The sequence below is a fragment of the Nocardioides montaniterrae genome, from assembly GCF_054782655.1.
Genome location: NZ_BAAGSB010000010.1, coordinates 75,002 through 91,959 on the forward strand (window position 1 = coordinate 75,002; position 16,958 = coordinate 91,959).

Consider the following 16,958-nt stretch of genomic DNA (forward strand, 5'->3'; position numbering starts at 1 on the left):
AAGGAGCGATGAAACCGGGCTCCCGAGGCGAGGTTCGGTCGCGGTCGCGCTCAGAGGTAGGAGTTGGTGCGGAAGTCGTCGGAGGCGGCCGTGCGCGCCCAGCGGCCGTAGGACTGGTCCAGGTGGATGCTGGTGATGTGCGCGCCGTCGGGCATGCCCTTGGACGAGACCTTGAGCTGGACCCAGTCGTTGGCGGTGGAGTAGGCCATGTGCATGCCGACGGTCGAGTCGATGTTCTTGTCGTCCTGGCGCCAGTCGGCCCAGGTCGTGCCGGTGTGGCCGACGGTCCCGATCGCATAGCGGACGTGGCCGTTGACCCAGTACTCGACGAGGAACTGGTAGGAGGTCGCGCTCGCGCCGCACACCGTGCTGCGCGGAAGGGTGAGGTCGGTGACGTGAGCGGTGAACAGCACTCCGCCGACGACGGGCTTCTCGTTGACCTTGCGCAGGTCGACCGCGCGTCGGGTCGCCAGTGGCGGTGAGCAGTCGCTCGTGGTGGTGCCGGCGGCGTCGTACCAGGTGTGCGCAGCGACCGAGGCGTGCGCCGGGCTCGCGTCGCTGAGCCCGAGCGTGACGACGAGCAGGACGGCGAGGGCCCCCAGAACCTTCTTCATGGCTGGTGTTCGTGCCCCGCGCCGCCGCTTTCCAAACCGCCTACAGTCGAGGCGTGCACGCCTACGACGACGGTGTCGACCGATTGGTCCGCGAGCTGATGCGGATGTCGCAGGAGCGCCTCGAGATGGCCGCGCCGCTGGACTTCTCGCGTACGCCGGAGGAGCTGCTCGACGCGTGCGGACAGACCATCACGACCGGTGGCCTCGGTGGCTCGGTCGCTCGGCTGTGGGAGGAGGTGCTGGGGCCGGCGTGCCTCTCGGTCGACCACCCGCGCTACCTCTCGTTCATCCCCGGCGCACCGTCCAAGGCGGCGGCCGCGTTCGACATGCTGGTCGGCGCCTCGTCGGTCTACGCCGGCTCGTGGCTGGAGGGCTCGGGAACGGTCTTCGCCGAGAACCAGGCACTGGCGTGGCTGGCATCGGCCGCCGGGCTGCCCGACGGCGCCGGGGGTGTCTTCGTCCAGGGCGGCACGATCGGCAACCTCTCGGCGCTCGTGGCCGCGCGCTCCTCGGCGCTGCACCACCGCCGCTACCGGCCCGCCCGCTGGTCGGTGATCCTCACCGACGAGACGCACTCCTCGGTCCGGCACGCGCTCGAGTCGGTGATGGACGTCGACGTCGTGCTCCTGCGGGGTGACGACCGCGGTCGGCTCACCGGATCCGCCGTGCGCGCCTGGCTCGCGTCGGCCTCGCCCGAGGAGATCGGCTCGGTCTTCGCCGTCGTCGGCACCGCCGGTACGACGAACCTCGGCGTGGTCGACGACCTGGCCGGGCTGGCCGACGTGGCCGAGGAGCAGGGCTGGTGGTTCCACGTGGATGCGGCGTACGGCGGAGCGGGGCTGGTCGCGCCGTCCGTGCGGCACCTCTTCGAGGGGATCGAGCGGGCCGACTCCTTCATCGTCGACCCGCACAAGTGGCTGTTCGCGCCGTACGACTGCTGCGCGCTGCTCTATCGCGACCCCGTGCTCGCGCGGGCCGCCCACACGCAGCGTGCCGGCTACCTCGACGTCGTCACCGTCGAGGGGGAGTGGAACCCGAGCGACTTCGCGATCCAGCTGACCCGGCGCGGCCGCGGTCTGCCGCTCTGGTTCTCGCTGGCCGTCAACGGCACCGACGCCTACACGGCCGCCGTCGAGCAGACGCTGGCCGTCGCGCGTGCCGGTCGCGACCTGATCGCGGCGGCTCCGCACCTGGAGCTGCTGGTCGAGCCGGACCTCTCGGTGCTGATCTTCGAACGGGTCGGCTGGGCACAGGCGGACTACGAGGCGTGGAGCGCGCGGCTGCTGGCCGACCAGGTGGCCTTCGTGACGCCCACCAAGCACCACGGCCGGCCCTGCACGCGATTCGCGATCGTCAATCCGCTGACGACCGCTGACGACCTCGCCGCGATCATCGCCACGATGGCCTGATCCCGCTGACGCGGCGCACGTGACGTCCCTCTCCGTGTCCTCTCGCGAGGCGGGCCGTTGAACATCCGGACGCGCGGGTGGGGGCCTGCGCGGCGTACCCTGGAGCGGGTCCGATCGGGAGGAACGACAGCGTGACGAGCGGTGGAGCAGCACCGGGTGGGCCGGTCTTCGTCGACCAGACGGGTCGACGGCGCAGGCTGGTCGTCCGGGTCGGTGTGGGTGTGTGCCTGCTGGCGATCGCGTATGCCGTGACCCTGGTCGTGCTCGCGCTGTTCGGCGTACGGGTCACCGCCCCGGGCCTGCCGTCCCTCGACAAGGTGCCGACCGTCTTCGGTGGCGGCGACGCCACCAGCCCCGACCCCCACGGCACGGACGGTACGCCGACCCTGCCGAGCGTGGCGCCCAGCGCGATCCCCACGAGCGCGGCCAGCCCCACGCCCTCCGGATCGACGCGCGGCGCGCAGGCCGGCGCGACCCCGACCGCGATCGCGACCTCCTCGGCGAGCGCCGCCGCGACGGCCACGGGGCACGGCAGCAGCGCGACCGCACCCGGTGCGACGACGCGCGCGACGCCGACCACGCAGGGTGGGAACAGCACGTCGGCCCCGGGCGCGACCAACCGGCCCACCGCCAAGCCGACCCAGAGCGGCGGGCGCAGCACGACGCGGCCCACCAGCCGTCCCACCCACTGATGCCGGGTCACTCAGCGCGCGAGGTCAAGCCGCGCATCCACTGGGTGGTGCTCGCGGTCACGATGGTGGCTCTGCTGCTCGCTCTGCTGGTCCAGGGCTACACCCACCACATGTTCGGCGTCGCCCTCGACGCGCGTCCGCCCGGCCCCGCCGGTGACGTCCCGAAGTCGATCATGCACGGCGGACCCGTCATCGACGACCGTGGCGGCACGCCGCGCACGGTCGGTCCCGGGAAGCACGTCATCGCCCTGACCTTCGACGACGGTCCCGACAAGCGCTGGACGCCCCAGATCCTGGACGTGCTCCGTCAGCAGCACGTCCCGGCGACCTTCTTCGTCGTCGGTACCCAGGCCATCGAGAACACCGGCCTGGTCAAGCGGATCGTCGCGGACGGCCACGAGCTCGGCGTCCACACGCTGACCCATGCGGACCTCAGCACGCTTCCCTCGTGGTGGCAGAACGCCGAGCTCAGCGATGCCCAGCTCGCCATCGCCGGCATCACCGGTCAGCAGACGTCGCTGCTGCGCCCGCCGTACAGCTCGGAGAACGACGCGGTCGACAACGGCACGTACGCCGTCATCCGGCGCGCCGCCTCCGACGGCTACCTCACGGCGCTGACCACCCTCGACAGCCGGGACTGGACCCGGCCCGGTGTCGCCGCGATCGTCAAGAACGCCACGCCCCGTGGCGCAGCCGGCCAGGTGCTGCTGATGCACGACGCCGGTGGGGACCGCAGCCAGACCGTGGCGGCCCTGCGCGAGCTGATCCCTCGACTGCGTGCCGCGGGATTCCGGTTCGAGACGCTGAGCGAGGCGATCGGGGTGCCCGGTCTGCAGCGACCCGCGAGCACGGGCCAGAAGATCGCCGGCAGGGCGCTCGTCGCCGAGGTGCGGTTCGGCAACACCCTCGTGAGGCTGATGGACGCGATCCTCATCGCCGCGGGCGCGCTCAGCCTGCTCCGCGCGCTCATGGTGATGATCGCCGCCCGCAAGCACGTCCGGCTGCAGCGCCCCGAGGGCACGGTCACCGAGCCCGTCACGGTGATCATGCCGGCGTACAACGAGGCTGCCGGGATCGAGGCGGCGGTCCGCTCGGTCGTGGCCTCGACCCACCCGGTCGAGGTGATCGTCGTCGACGACGGCTCGACCGACGAGACCGCGGCGATCGTCGAGGGGCTCGGCCTGGAGAACGTGCGGCTGATCGTCCAGGAGAACGGTGGCAAGCCGACCGCCCTCAACACCGGGGTCGCCGCCGCCTCCCACGACCTGGTCGTGATGGTCGACGGCGACACCGTCTTCGACCCGGAGACCGTCGCCACGCTGGTCCAGCCGTTCGCCGACCCGGGCGTCGGTGCGATCTCCGGCAACGCCAAGGTGCTCAACCGCGGTGGGCTGCTCGGTCGCTGGCAGCACATCGAGTACGTCCTCGGCTTCAACCTCGACCGTCGCCTCTTCGACGTCGGCCAGTGCATGCCGACCGTTCCGGGGGCGATCGGCGCGTTCCGCCGGCAGGCCCTGCTCGACGTCGGCGGCGTCAGCACCGACACCCTCGCCGAGGACACCGACCTGACCATGGCGCTGTGCCGCGACGGCTGGCGGGTCGTCTACGAGGAGCACGCGATCGCGTGGACCGAGGCGCCGGCCACCCTCGGTTCGCTGTGGAAGCAGCGCTACCGCTGGTCCTACGGCACCTTCCAGGCGATGTGGAAGCACCGGGACGCCCTCTTCCAGCGCGGCCAGGCGGGCAAGCTCGGGCGGCGCGGGCTGTCCTATCTCTTCGTCTTCCAGATCCTGCTGCCGCTGCTCGCGCCGACGGTCGACGTCTTCGCGGTCTACGGGCTGCTCTTCCTCGACCCGGTGCGGGTGCTCGGCGTCTGGTTCGGGTTCCTGGTGCTCCAGCTGGTGATGGCGGTCTACGCGTTCCGCCTCGACCGCGAGCGGCTCGGTCCGCTCTGGGCCATGCCGTTGCAGCAGTTCGTCTACCGACAGCTGATGTACCTCGTGGTCATCCAGTCGATGTTCACCGCGCTCGCCGGCATCCCGTTCAAGTGGCAGCGCATGGAGCGCTACGGCTCGCTGTCCGGCAAGCGCGGCTGACCCTAGGCGCTGAAGCAGACCAGGCAGGTCTTCGGGTTGTGCTCCATGTGCGCGTAGTGCAGGCGCTGAGAGCGCTCGAGCAGGCTGGCGAGCTCGCGCTCGGCGCGCTCGATCTCGAGGGTGGTGGCGTCGAGCTCCGGCGTGATGGCTGCGCGTGCGGACATGGGTTCCCTCCCGGTGGCTCCGAGACGTTCGGTGGATGGCTCAACCTTGTCGGCGTCGTCCGATCGGGGGATCGGCCGAGCGCCCGCGATGCTCTGGTCCGAAAGGACCAAGCCACTCAGGACGTACGCCGGGAGAACTCCCGCATCCGCCTCACGTACGCCGGAACGCGGTGGCCCGGCACCCGCGCCGGCCAGTCGTCCGCGCGGAACCAGGCATCCGAGCCGCCGTCGACGTACACGATGCTGCCGCACAGGAAGTCGGCCGAGTCCGAGAGCATGAAGACCACCCAGTCGGCGAGGTGGCCGGCGTCGCCGTACCCCCTGATCGGCACCGGGAAGCTCCTGATCTGCCTGGCCTCGGCCGGCGCCGCCAGCTGCTTCTCGAGCAGCGGCGTGAGGATCGCCCCGGGTGCGATCGCGTTGAGACGGATGCCCTCACCCGCCCACTCAGGAGTGACGGCTGCGCGGCGGACCCAGCGCGACACGGCGATCTTCGACGCGGCGTACATCAGGGCCGGAGCCAGCCTGCCGAACGGCCGCACCGCGCTCACCGCGCGGTCGGGCGTGCCGGCCAGGAGCGCACGGATCGCTCGTCGGGGGACCAGCGGGACCGTGGTCGTGGAGTTGCTGGCGAAGGCGACCACCTTGGCGCGGTCGGCGGAGGCCAGCGCCGGGCGCCAGGCCTCGAGCAGCTCGACGGTGCCGCAGTAGTTGACCTGAGCGATCAGCCGGCAGCGGTCGCGGCCGGATGACGGCCCGATGCCGGCGGCGAGCACGGCGCCGTCGAGGACGCCGCCGCAGCGGTCCAGGACCGCGGTCGCCGCACGGACGCGGCCATCGGCGGTCGCGAGGTCGGCGACGATGTCGGCCTCGTGCAGGTCGACGGTGATCACGGTGTGCCCCGCGTCCCGAAGGCGGGAGACGACCGCTGCACCCATGCCTGAGGCGGAGCCGGTGACTGCGTAGGTGCCCACGCGGGCAGCCTAGCCTGAAACTAGAACGTGTTTCAGTAATGCCGGCGACCGCGTCGGGTACCGCAGGCGGCATGACCCTCACCGACACCCCCACCGCCATCGACCTGGGCCGTCCCGAGAGCGGCGACGTGCTCGACCTGATCTGCGAGGACCACCGCCGCTTCGAGCGGCTCCTCGCCCAGCTCCGCGATGCGACGTCGGATCGCGACGCCGTACGCCGCGCCTTCGCCGACGTCCTCATCGCTCACGGCGAGGCCGAGGAGGAGCTGGTCTACCCCGTCATCCGCCGCAACGCCGAGGACGTGGACCAGGAGGACGTCGAGCACGGTGAGCACGAGCACCACGAGGGCGACCAGGCCCTGCTCGACGTCCTCGAGCTCAAGGGCACCGACACCCAGGCGTTCACCGACGCGGTCGAGGAGCTGAGCAACCTGGTCGCCCACCACATCGCCGAGGAGGAGCTGACGATCATCTCGCCGGCCCGCACGGAGGTGAGCGAGAAGGTACGTCGCGAGCTCGGCGAGAAGTGGGCCGCGCGCCGCAACGAGCTGGTCGACGAGGGGTGCGGAGCCATCGAGAACGTACGCCGGATCGTGGCCGCCGCCGCGTCCTGAGACGCGTTCCGCGCGCCCCCGCCGCTGGTAGACTGGTCCCCGAATCAACCAGCCGGCACCGTCGGCGTACGTCGGAAACCGACGCCCGCCGAGCCCTCTTGCAGCAGCACGACGGACGGTGTCATGGGGAAGGACATCCGTGGCTCGAAGCAGCCAGCGGGGTGGCGCACAGCGTCGTAACCGCAACAACGCAGGACCCAAGCACCGCAACGAAGAGGGCCTCATCCCGGTCCTCGCCCGTGTCGTGCGCGAGGTCGAGCAGGCCGTCCAGCGGCAGTCGACCGTGCTGTCGGTGCGCACCAAGTTCCAGGTGGTCGCGCTCCTGGTCCGCGAGGAGCGGATGCGGGTCAAGGCCGATCCGGACCTCTCCGACAACCGGCGCGCCGAGGAGCTGAAGCGGCTCGACGGCGTGGCGACGATCCTGGCGCAGACCGCTGCCCGCGACTCCACGCTGTTCACCTTGCTCGACCCCGATGTCGAGATCTCCGACGACGCCAAGGCACTGCGCCGGGAGCTGCTCGCCAAGGGCGGCATCGTCGAGGACGAGCCGGAGCCGGCCGCCGCGTCGGGCGACACCCAGATCGCGGTCATCGACCGCCGGGTGACGCCTGTCTCCGTGGCCGCGGCTCAGCTCGCCAACCCGTTCCAGCGCCCCGACTTCGAGGGTGCGCACCCGCCGGTCAAGCCGCGTCGCCTGGCCGGCTGGGAGCTGCTCGAGCCGCTGTTCCGCTCGTTCGAGCGCGCGCCCGAGGGATCGGCCGCGATCATGGAGCTCCCCGAGCCCGCCACGATGCTGACGCCGGCCGGCCGCGAGCTCATGCACCACCAGGCCCAGCTGGTCGCCTCGGCGGCCGCGGGTCACCGCACGTTCCTGCTGGCCGACGAGCCGGGCCTGGGCAAGACCGCGCAGGCGCTGCTCGCCGCGCAGGCCGCCGACGCTTTCCCGCTGCTCGTCGCCGTCCCGAACGTCGTCAAGACCAACTGGGCGCGTGAGGTGTCGCTGTGGCTGCCGCACCGCACTGCGACCGTGCTGCACGGTGACGGTGACGACGTCGACGGCTTCGCCGACGTGTTCGTCGTCAACTACGAGATCCTGGATCGCCACATCGGCTGGCTCGGCAAGCACGGCTTCCGGGGGATGATCGTCGACGAGGCGCACTACATCAAGAACAAGACCTCGCAGCGCTCCCAGCACGTCCTGGAGATCGCCGACCGGATCCGCGCCCGCGTGCCGCGGCCGCTGATGATGGCACTCACCGGAACGCCGCTGATCAACGACATCGAGGACTTCCGGGCGATCTGGCAGTTCCTCGGCTGGATCGACGAGAAGGTGCCGCTCGGGTCGCTCATGGAGGCACTCGAGGAGACGGGTCTCGGTCCCGCCGACGCCGCGTTCTACCCGGCCGCCCGCCGATGCGTGGTCGACCAGGGCATCGTGCGTCGTCGCAAGATCGACGTCGCCGCCGACATCCCCGCCCGCCGGGTGGCCGACCTCCCGGTCGAGCTCGAGGGCGAGGCCGGCCGTTCCATCCGCAAGGCCGAGCAGGAGCTCGCCCGCCGGATGGTCGAGCGCTACGACACCGCGCTGGCCAACCGCCGTGCCGGGTCGGTCGTCGTCGGCATCGACCACGACCTGGTGCGCCAGGTCGCCGGTTGGGAGCGCGAGGACAGCTCTTCCAAGACCGGTGAGAACGTCTTCGGCATGCTGCGCCGGATCGGTCAGGCCAAGGCCGGCCTCGCCGCCGACTACACCGCGCAGCTCGCGCGCAACGTCGGCAAGGTCGTCTTCTTCGCCAAGCACATCGACGTCATGGACCTCGCGGAGGAGACCTTCGCGGCGCGCGGGATCAAGTACGCCTCGATCCGTGGTGACCAGAGCTCGACGACCCGCCAGGCCCAGATCGACGCCTTCGTCAACGATCCCGCCGTCCAGGTGGCGGTCTGCTCGCTGACCGCCGCCGGTGTCGGCCTGAACCTCCAGGTCGCCTCCAACCTGGTGCTCGCCGAGCTCTCCTGGACCGACGCGGAGCAGACCCAGGCCATCGACCGGGTCCACCGCATCGGTCAGACCGAGCCCGTCACCGCCTGGCGCGTCATCGCGACCCAGACCCTCGACACCCGCATCGCCGAGCTCATCGACCGCAAGGCCGGCCTCGCCGCTCGCGCGCTCGACGGCGCCGGCGAGACCGTCGAGGCCTCCATCGACCTGCAGACCGAGGCCCTCGTCGCGCTGCTCACCGACGCTCTCGAGAAGCGCCGCTGACCGGCACGTCCCTGGTGGCCGCGGCCGGTCGCGCCTGCTCTGAACGGTCGTCCGAGGATTTCAGGTGACACCTCTCCTTAGCCGAACGAACGTCCGTTCGGCGCTCGAGGGTCGGCTGTTCGAGACCGGCGAACGGAGGTTCGGCGGTTCAGGACTGGTTGTTCGAGACCGGCGAACGGAGGTTCGGCGGTTCAGGACTGGTTGTTCGAGACCGGCGAACGGACGTTCGCGGTTCAGGACCGGCTGTCCAAGACCGACGAACGGACGTTCGTTCGGCCTTCAGAGATGCGTCCTGAATCCTCGGACGACCGTTCGGCGCGCCGTGACAGCACACGGCGAGCGCACTCCTCAGGTCGAGGCATGCTTGCGGGCCAGCGTCACCAGGAAGTCGTCGGCGGGATCCGTCCACTGCTCGGCGACACCGAGGCCGGCGGCCGCCAGCTCGGCGGCGATGCCGTCGCGGGTGAACTTCGTGGAGATCTCCATCCGGATCTCCTCGCCGGCCGCGAGGTCCACCGCGAGGTCCGCACCCGGCAGCCGCACCCGCTGGGGCACCTCCGCACGGAGACGCAGGTCCATCCGGTGCAGCCGCGAGTCCCAGAACGGGACGTAGCCGAACGCATCGGGGGAGAAGTCTGCGCCGAGCTCGCGGTTGAGCACGAGCAGACCGTTCTTGACGAACGCCTCGGTGACCCCGCCGGGATCGTCGTACGCCGCGATCAGGCGGTCGGCGTCCTTGACCAGGTCGGTCCCGAGCAGCAGCCCGTCCCCGGGCGCCATCGACTCGCTCAGGGCGCCGAGGAACGCCGCGCGCTCCTCGACGTACAGGTTGCCGATGGTGCCGCCGAGGAAGACCACCAGCTTGGCGTCGTACGCCGAGAGGTGACCCAGGTGCAGCGTGAAGTCGCCGACGATCGGCTCGATCGCGGTCGCGGGGTAGCGCGCCGACAGCATGCGCGCGGCGTCGCGCAACGGCGCCTCCGAGACGTCGACCGGGACGAAGCGGTCGAGCTGGCCGCGATCGGAGAAGGCGTCGAGCAGCAGCCGGGTCTTGTCGCTGGTGCCGCTGCCGAGCTCGATCACGGTCGTCGCACCGCTGGCAGCGACGATGGCGGCCGACCGGTCGCGCAGGATCGCGCGCTCGGCCTCGGTCGGGTAGTACTCCGGCAGCCGGGTGATCTGGTCGAACAGCTCGGACCCGGCCGCGTCGTAGAGCCACTTGGGTGGCAGCGAGCGGGGCACGGCCCCCAGGCCGCGGCGTACGTCGTCGACCAGGGCGCCGGTCGCCCAGTCGGTGGGGAGCAGGACCTTCACGCTGTCATCCCTCCTCGAGGAGTCCCGCCGTCGGCCAGGCGCAGCCCGGACATCGCCCAGCGTGCGCCGGGTGGGAAGAAGTTGCGGTAGGAGGCGCGGGCGTGACCTGCCGGCGTCAGCGCGCAGCCGCCGCGCAACACCATCTGGCCGGACATGAACTTGCCGTTGTACTCACCGATCGCGCCCGCGGCCGGGTGGAACCCCGGATAGGGCAGGTACGCCGAGGACGTCCACTCCCAGCAGTCGCCGAACATCTGCCGCAGCCCGGTGGTCGAGCCCGCCGAGACCGGGTGATAGCTCGTGTCGTTGGCCAGGTTCACGTCGTCGCCGTCGGTGGTCGCGCCGGTCGCGATCGCGGCGTGCTCCCACTCGCCCTCGGTGGGAAGCCGCTTGCCGGCCCAAGTGGCGTAGGCGTCGGCCTCGTAGTGGCTGATGTGGGTCACCGGCAGCCCGGGGTCGACCGGGAAGGTCCCGTGCAGCGTGTGCTCGAACCACACCCCGTCGATCTCGGACCAGTAGAACGGCGCGCGCCAGCCCTCGGCCTTGATCCGCGACCAGCCGTCGGAGAGCCACAGCTCGTGGCGGCGGTAGCCACCGTCGGCCATGAACTCCAGCCACTCGCCGTTGGTGATGAGCCGGTCGGCCAGCCGGTAGGGCTCCAGCCACTGCTGGTGCCGCGGCAGCTCGTTGTCGAAGCAGAACCCCGCGCCGGCCGACCCGATCTCGACCAGGCCGCCCTCGACATCGACCCAGCCGAGCTGGTCGGGCTCGCTCACGGGGGTCGGGCTCCCGGCGTACGACGGCTGCAGGGGGTTGCGCGACAGGACGTGCTTGATGTCCATCAGCAACAGCTCCTGGTGCTGCTGCTCGTGGTGGAAGCCGAGCTCGATGGTCGGTGCGATCTTGGACAGCGCGCCGTCGTCGAGGGTGTCCAGGAGCGAGCGCATCCGGTCGTCGACGTTGCCGCGGTAACGACCGACGTCGTGGGCGCCCGGTCGCGAGATCAGCCCGCGCTCGGGCCGGTCGTAGCGCGGCCCGACGCCCTCGTAGTAGCTGTTGAACAGGAACCAGTACTTGTCCTGGAAGGGGGAGAACCCCGCCTCGTGGTCGGCCAGCACGAACGTCTCGAAGAACCAGGTGACGTGCGCGCGGTGCCACTTGGTGGGGGAGACGTCCGGCATGGACTGGACGGTCTGGTCCTCAGGTGAGAGGGGCGCCGCAAGGACCTCGGTCCGGTCACGGACCTCGTCGAACCGGGAGCGGAGCGCGACTGCGTCGAGCATGCGAACCAACCTAGCGCGGTGCACCGACATCGATCCCCGGCCCGATCCCCGGCGCCTGAGGCGAAGCTCACCGAGCCGTGGCCGGAACCCGCCGCCCGGTCCCTCGTTGAAGGGCAGGAGGGGCCGGATCAGGCGGCGGCTGGGGGGAGCCGCCCGATCCTCTCGGGGGCCTTACCCCCGCTGGTGCGGGTGGTGCCGCCGCGCGATCGCCATCACCTGCGCGGAGACCTTGAACCGCGCGTGGTCGTCGCGGGGGATGCCGGCGCAGGACAGCAGCGAGCCCCGGTTGCAGTCGTACGCCGACGAGGTGTTCACCAGCGTCACGACCACCGAGGCGACGCCCGTGGGGGAGAAGTCTGCGCGCGTCACGGCGCGGCCGTTGCGCAACGCGAGCCAGCGGCGCACGACGCTGCCGTCGTCGCGCCGGATCGTCAGCACCGCCGACGCGTCGCTGCGTGGTGCGCGGATGGTGAGCCGCAGCGCCCGCCGGTCGCCGGTCAGCGGCGGCTTGAACGACAGGTCGCGCGCGGCGAGGTGGTTCACCCGTACGGCGATGTCGCGGTGCCCCCGCGGCAGCCGCATCCGCACCTTGCTCGACAACGTGGGTCGCGGCCAGGCGCTGCCCTCGGCGTACGCCTTGGACGGGTCGAGGTTGGCCACGGCGTACGACGTCAGCAGCGCGCCCAGGCCGCCCTTCACGCGCCGCGAGAGGACCCATCGGAGGGCCGGGATCGACGCCTGCGAGGGCCCGCCGTGGGTGGCGTCGACGCGATCCCACACCTGGCGGATCAGGCCGGCGCCGAAGCGGTCGGTGAGGTACTGCCAGAACGACCAGTTGCCGTACTGCGCGTAGCCGGTGTCGGAGTAGTCGTCCAGCGAGACCCAGGGCCGTGCCAGGTCGCCGTAGGGCAGGTAGCGCCGGTTGTCGTTGGCGGAGTCGGCGACGTGCTCCTCCATCCAGACCGCGGTGCTCTCCATCAGCCACGGGTCGGCGCGGTAGTCGTAGCCGAACTGGATGGCGTGGAAGAACTCGTGCACCGCGGTCACGCGGAGCGAGACGCCGCGCGGGGCGGCGTACTGCCTCTTGGCGAAGTCGTTGTCGAGCACGCAGTAGCCGGAGGCGGCGTGCTGCTGGCCCTTCACGACGTTCTCCGGCGTGCAGTAGCCGAACAGCCCGCGTGCTCCGAGGTCGCTGAGGTAGACGTCGAAGCGGCCGTCGCCGCCGCGCCTGCCGTCGCTGGGCGGGCGGCGGAAGCCGAGCACGCCGATCTCCTGGTGCCAGGCGAGCGTCATGGTGCGCAGGGTCTGCCGGACCCAGGCGAGGTTGGGCGGCGCGTCGGCGCCCTTGCGGACGTAGTGCACGCAGATCCGGTGGTTGCACAGCTCGGTCGCGGGGGACTTGTAGCCGGCGCCTCCCGGGTCGCGTGACCCGTCGGTCGGCCGCGCGAGCAGCACGCTGGCGCGCAGCAGCGTGAACAGGTCGAACTGCGAGCGCGACGCGAACAGGTCGCGCATCTGCAGGGTCATGTCCTGGGTCGTCGGACGCAGCAGCGGCTTCGCGTGGGTCGAGCCGGCGCCGTGGGTCGAGCCTCCGCCGTCGGTCGAGCCTCCGCCGTCGGTCGAGCCCGTCGAGACCGCCGACGCCGCACCCGGGGTGGCGAGCAGCGCAGCCACGAGGGGCAGCACCAGCAGGCGCAGGGCGTTCGCGCGCACGACAGCTCCAAGGTCCGGGGAAGGTGACCACTTCGAGTAGACCAGCCGAACGGCGTACGACGGCGCAGCACACGCCGTAGGGCAGGATGGCCGCCGTGAGCGGACCGATGATCCCGACGGACGAGAGCGCGGACGCCGTACGCCGCCGCAAGCTGCGCACCATGCGCACGGTCGCGGTCTCGCTGCTGGCGTTCGCGGCGATCGTGTACGTCGCCACCCTCCGCCGGCACGGGTTCTGGGGCTACGTGAACGCCGGGGCCGAGGCCTCGATGGTCGGTGCGATGGCCGACTGGTTCGCGGTCACCGCCCTGTTCAAGCACCCGCTCGGCCTGCCGATCCCGCACACGGCGCTGATCCCGAAGCGCAAGGACGACCTGGGCAAGGGCCTGGAGGAGTTCGTCCACGAGAACTTCCTCCAGGAGGAGGTCATCCGGGAGCGGGTGCTCGGCATCGAGATCGGCCAGCGGGTGGGCGAGTGGCTCGCCGTGCCGGAGAACGCGACGCGCGTGGTCAACGAGACCGCCGAGGTGGCCCGGGTGGGTCTGGGCAAGGTGCGCCCGGACCACATCGAGGCGTTGGTCAACGAGGCGTTGGTGCCGCGGTTCCGCGAGGAGCCGATCGCCCCGCTGCTCGGTGGGCTGCTCGACGAGGCGCTGCGCGACGACCTGCACCACGGCCTGGTCGACCTGATGCTCGACGAGCTGCACGGCTGGTTGGTCGCCAACCCGGACACCGTCCACGACGTCATCGGCGAGCGCGCCCCGTGGTGGGCCCCGGAGTCGGTCAACACCTACGTCATCGGCCGGCTGCACCTGGAGATGGTGCGCTGGATGGGCGAGATCCGGGACACGCCGACCCACCGCGCGCGCAAGGCGCTGGACTCGATGCTCACCCAGCTCGCGGCCGACCTGCAGAGCAACCCGGCGACCCAGGAGCGGGCCGAGCGCCTCAAGAACCGGATGCTCGACCACCCGGCTGTCATCTCGACCGCCATCACGCTCTGGAACGCGCTGCGCAAGGCGCTGCTCTCGTCGCTGGCCGACGTGGACGGAGCCGTACGCCGCCGCCTCATGATCGAGGTCGAGAACCTCTCCGCGCGTCTGCTGGCCGACGCCGGCCTGCGAGCGCGCGTGGACAAGCTGTCCGCCGACGCAGCCGTGTTCGCCGTCGACCGGTACGGCAGCGAGCTGACCAAGGTCATCACCCATACGATCGAGCGCTGGGACGGCAAGGAGGCCGCCCGCCGCATCGAGCTGCACGTCGGCCGCGACCTCCAGTTCATCCGGATCAACGGCACGATCGTCGGCGGATTGGTCGGCGTGGCCATCCACGCGATCTCCGTCGCCATCAACTGACTAGGCTCGAGCCATGTTCGGTCGCAAGAAGAAGGACCCCTCGGTGGTCGGGCCCGTCGAGACCTTCGACGGCCAGGACGTCCCGATCCGCGACGACATGATCCGCCTGGGGCAGTTCCTCAAGCTCGCCAACCTGATCGACAACGGCTCCGACGCCAAGATCGTCTGCCCCTCGGGCGATGTCACGGTCAACGGCGAGGTCGAGCTGCGCCGCGGCCGCCAGCTCGTCGCCGGCGACGTCGTGGAGCTGATGGGCCAGAAGGCGCGCGTCGCCACGGGCGACGTACCGGACAACCTTCCCTGGTAGCCCGCCGAGATGCAGGTTGTGGCTGGGTATTTCGTCAGGACCCGACCGGAACGTGCATCTCGACCACGGTGACGTGACGCTTGTCCGTCACTCGCCGGAAGGTGAGGCGTCGCGGGCCCAGTAGATCGTCGCGGACCACCGCGGTCCGTCTCCGGTGATCTCCGACCTGATGACGACATCCATCAGCTCCATGGGCTTGATCGCCAACTCCTCGATGAGCTCAGCGACAGTCCGCAAGAGCCTCGGCAGGTCGGTCTCGTGCTTTCCCTTGGGGTTGGCGATCGAGACGTGTCGGCACTCATAGCCGTCGGCCGTCGTCATCATCCTGCGCTTAGCCACCTCGGCATCATCGCGCGCCCGGCGCTCCGGCGCGACCGGCTTCGCTGGCAGTCGCTGCGAGCAGAGTGCGTCTCACGGTTGACGAACGTTCTCAGGCAGTCCGACGCTAACCTGTCGTGCGCCTGACCATATAAGGCGGTCGAAAAGTCTTCTTCAGGCCGAACCACTGCATTCCGTCGCCGGTCAGCTTTACCCTGCAACGCATGAGCGAAGAGTCCTGGCACGCAGCTCGCCTGATTCCCACGTCGGGGATCTCGGGGGCCGAAGAGCAGGAGCGACGAGCGACATCCGCATTGCTCGCGGTCCTCGGGTCGGTCAAGGAGTTCAACCGAGCGATCCTCGGTCCGCTGGGTGCACCTGCTGGCAATGTCGAGGCCTTCATCGAGGTTCCGTTCAAGCTCGGAGAGAAGCCGTGGCGCCCAGACGGGCTGATCCGTGTCTCTCGCGGCTCAAAGACGTGGGTCGCTCTGGTGGAGGTCAAAACCGGCAAGAACCTGCTCCAGACCGAGCAGCTTGAGGCGTACCTCGATATCGCGCGGGAGCAGGGCTACGACGCTCTTGTGACGATCTCGAACGAGATCCCCGCTAGCGCTGACCAGCACCCGACGACCGTGGACAGGCGGAAGCTCAAGAGGGTCACGCTCAAGCACCTGTCCTGGTCCGACGTTCTCAGTACGGCTGTGATGCAGAAGGAACACCGTGGCGTCTCCGACCCCGATCAGGCGTGGATCCTCGGTGAGCTGATCCGATATCTGGAGCACCCGAAGTCGGGAGCGCTCGAGTTTGACGACATGGGCGCCGATTGGGTGCCTGTGCGCGAGGCTGTGGCCGCTGGCACCCTCCGCGCGAACGACAAGAGCATCACCGACGTTGTGGCTCGGTTCGACGCGCTGCTTCGCTACTCCTCGCTTCACCTGGGCCGTCGTCTCGGCACTGAGGTGTCCCACCAGCTCAGCCGTAAGGAACGTTCCGAGCCGTCCCTCCGCGCGCAGGCACTTCGGGCAGCGCTGGTCGACAACGGCACGTTGTCCGGCTCGATCCGCATCCCTGACACCGTTGGCGACATTCGTGTGGTCGCGGACCTTCGCGCCAACAAGATCACCTGTGAAGTCGTTGTGGACGCGCCCAAGACGGGGCGTCCTGCCACGAGGGTCAACTGGCTCGCTCGCCAGCTCAAGGACGCACCTGGGTCGCTGCGCATCGAGGCGGCGGTGCTCAATCAGCGCGGTCACGGCGCTGCTGAGTTGCTCGCCAAGGTCCGTGAGGATGCTGCTGTCCTGGTGGCTGATCCCGGCAAGGAGATCCGTGCGTTCACCGTCGCCCAGACCACGCCGCTTGGCTCGAAGCGTGGTCGTGGTCGTGGGGCCTTCATCGACTCGATGATTGATTCTGTGGACAGCTTCTATGAACTGGTCCTCCAGAACATGAAGGCGTGGTCTGCCGCTCCACCGAAGCTCCGACAGGAGCCCGAGCCGCCAGTCGATGTGAGGCCTGTCCTGTCGTCGACGGCGCTGTCGTCGCAAGATGATCCGCAGCCTGTCGACGATCTCTCGAGCGCGCCGCCGCGCGTCGAGGGGGCAGTGAGCGAGCTGTAACCGCTTTCTAGGCGGCTGGACTCGACACCTGGTCGATCGTTTGTGGTCAACCGCCGACTCCCTCGCGCCGCCGGCACGGCGAGTGGTCGAGGGACTCCGTCAACCACCTACGAGTCGCCGGCGACGTCGTGGAGGTGATGGGCCAGAAGCCGCGCGTCGCCACGGGCGACGTACCGGACAACCTGCCCTGGTGAACCTCACTCACAGGTGAGTGAGGCTGGGTGGG

The 16,958-nt window shown here is 70.3% G+C and carries 15 protein-coding genes; 8 read left to right on the top strand and 7 right to left on the bottom strand.

Features of this window, described 5'->3' with window-relative positions:
• Positions 1–50: 50 nt before the first annotated feature.
• The gene (locus tag ACYVJ3_RS13765) at positions 51–614 is read right to left on the bottom strand and encodes a hypothetical protein (protein WP_460853599.1); all 564 of its coding nucleotides are present in this window, start codon (positions 612–614) and stop codon (positions 51–53) included.
• 53 nt (positions 615–667) lie between these two features.
• Here ACYVJ3_RS13765 and ACYVJ3_RS13770 point away from each other — a divergent pair, with 53 nt between their 5' ends.
• The 3 genes from ACYVJ3_RS13770 to ACYVJ3_RS13780 all read left to right on the top strand — a co-directional run bounded on the left by ACYVJ3_RS13770 (position 668) and on the right by ACYVJ3_RS13780 (position 4,811).
• Complete coding sequence (locus tag ACYVJ3_RS13770) at positions 668–2,023, top strand: pyridoxal phosphate-dependent decarboxylase family protein (RefSeq protein ID WP_460853600.1); 1,356 nt, start codon at positions 668–670, stop codon at positions 2,021–2,023.
• Between the two features lie 131 nt (positions 2,024–2,154).
• Entirely contained in the window at positions 2,155–2,715 is a 561-nt protein-coding gene (locus ACYVJ3_RS13775; protein WP_460853601.1) for a hypothetical protein, read from the top strand.
• A complete protein-coding gene (locus ACYVJ3_RS13780; RefSeq protein WP_460853602.1) occupies positions 2,715–4,811 on the top strand; it encodes a bifunctional polysaccharide deacetylase/glycosyltransferase family 2 protein in 2,097 nt (698 codons plus the stop codon). Before ACYVJ3_RS13775 ends, ACYVJ3_RS13780 begins: the two co-directional genes overlap by 1 nt.
• 2 nt (positions 4,812–4,813) lie before the next feature.
• Here the strand turns inward: ACYVJ3_RS13780 and ACYVJ3_RS13785 are convergent, their stop codons facing one another.
• Together ACYVJ3_RS13785 and ACYVJ3_RS13790 are read right to left on the bottom strand one after the other, a co-directional pair.
• Positions 4,814–4,975, bottom strand: a complete 162-nt coding sequence (locus ACYVJ3_RS13785) for a hypothetical protein (RefSeq protein ID WP_460853603.1) — start codon at positions 4,973–4,975, stop codon at positions 4,814–4,816.
• 116 nt (positions 4,976–5,091) lie between these two features.
• Positions 5,092–5,949, bottom strand: coding sequence for an SDR family oxidoreductase (locus tag ACYVJ3_RS13790; protein WP_460853604.1), 858 nt, complete (start codon positions 5,947–5,949; stop codon positions 5,092–5,094).
• Between the two features lie 71 nt (positions 5,950–6,020).
• Here ACYVJ3_RS13790 and ACYVJ3_RS13795 point away from each other — a divergent pair, with 71 nt between their 5' ends.
• Both ACYVJ3_RS13795 and ACYVJ3_RS13800 read left to right on the top strand, forming a co-directional pair.
• On the top strand, positions 6,021–6,563 hold the full coding sequence (locus ACYVJ3_RS13795) for a hemerythrin domain-containing protein (RefSeq protein ID WP_460853605.1): 543 nt from the start codon (positions 6,021–6,023) through the stop codon (positions 6,561–6,563).
• A 139-nt stretch (positions 6,564–6,702) separates the two neighbouring features.
• Positions 6,703–8,826 (top strand): DEAD/DEAH box helicase, encoded by a 2,124-nt coding sequence (locus ACYVJ3_RS13800; protein ID WP_460853606.1) that lies wholly within the window; start codon positions 6,703–6,705, stop codon positions 8,824–8,826.
• A gap of 348 nt (positions 8,827–9,174) precedes the next feature.
• On the opposite strand, the gene egtD is transcribed toward ACYVJ3_RS13800, so the two are convergent.
• The 3 genes from egtD to ACYVJ3_RS13815 all read right to left on the bottom strand — a co-directional run bounded on the left by egtD (position 9,175) and on the right by ACYVJ3_RS13815 (position 13,136).
• The gene (egtD, locus tag ACYVJ3_RS13805; RefSeq protein ID WP_460853607.1) at positions 9,175–10,140 is read right to left on the bottom strand and encodes an L-histidine N(alpha)-methyltransferase; all 966 of its coding nucleotides are present in this window, start codon (positions 10,138–10,140) and stop codon (positions 9,175–9,177) included.
• On the bottom strand, positions 10,137–11,423 hold the full coding sequence (egtB, locus tag ACYVJ3_RS13810; protein WP_460853608.1) for an ergothioneine biosynthesis protein EgtB: 1,287 nt from the start codon (positions 11,421–11,423) through the stop codon (positions 10,137–10,139). The genes egtD and egtB overlap by 4 nt, the downstream gene beginning before the upstream one ends.
• A 171-nt stretch (positions 11,424–11,594) precedes the next feature.
• Positions 11,595–13,136 (bottom strand): MXAN_6640 family putative metalloprotease, encoded by a 1,542-nt coding sequence (locus tag ACYVJ3_RS13815; protein WP_460853609.1) that lies wholly within the window; start codon positions 13,134–13,136, stop codon positions 11,595–11,597.
• An 86-nt stretch (positions 13,137–13,222) separates the two neighbouring features.
• Between ACYVJ3_RS13815 and ACYVJ3_RS13820 the strand changes: the two genes are divergently transcribed.
• Together ACYVJ3_RS13820 and ACYVJ3_RS13825 are read left to right on the top strand one after the other, a co-directional pair.
• The gene (locus tag ACYVJ3_RS13820) at positions 13,223–14,491 is read left to right on the top strand and encodes a DUF445 domain-containing protein (protein ID WP_460853610.1); all 1,269 of its coding nucleotides are present in this window, start codon (positions 13,223–13,225) and stop codon (positions 14,489–14,491) included.
• Positions 14,492–14,588: 97 nt separating this feature from the next.
• Positions 14,589–14,798 (top strand): RNA-binding S4 domain-containing protein, encoded by a 210-nt coding sequence (locus ACYVJ3_RS13825; protein ID WP_460853639.1) that lies wholly within the window; start codon positions 14,589–14,591, stop codon positions 14,796–14,798.
• Between the two features lie 87 nt (positions 14,799–14,885).
• Here the strand turns inward: ACYVJ3_RS13825 and ACYVJ3_RS13830 are convergent, their stop codons facing one another.
• Positions 14,886–15,137, bottom strand: a complete 252-nt coding sequence (locus ACYVJ3_RS13830; protein ID WP_460853611.1) for a hypothetical protein — start codon at positions 15,135–15,137, stop codon at positions 14,886–14,888.
• A gap of 203 nt (positions 15,138–15,340) precedes the next feature.
• Here ACYVJ3_RS13830 and ACYVJ3_RS13835 point away from each other — a divergent pair, with 203 nt between their 5' ends.
• On the top strand, positions 15,341–16,732 hold the full coding sequence (locus tag ACYVJ3_RS13835; RefSeq protein WP_460853613.1) for a hypothetical protein: 1,392 nt from the start codon (positions 15,341–15,343) through the stop codon (positions 16,730–16,732).
• Positions 16,733–16,958 lie beyond the last annotated feature (226 nt).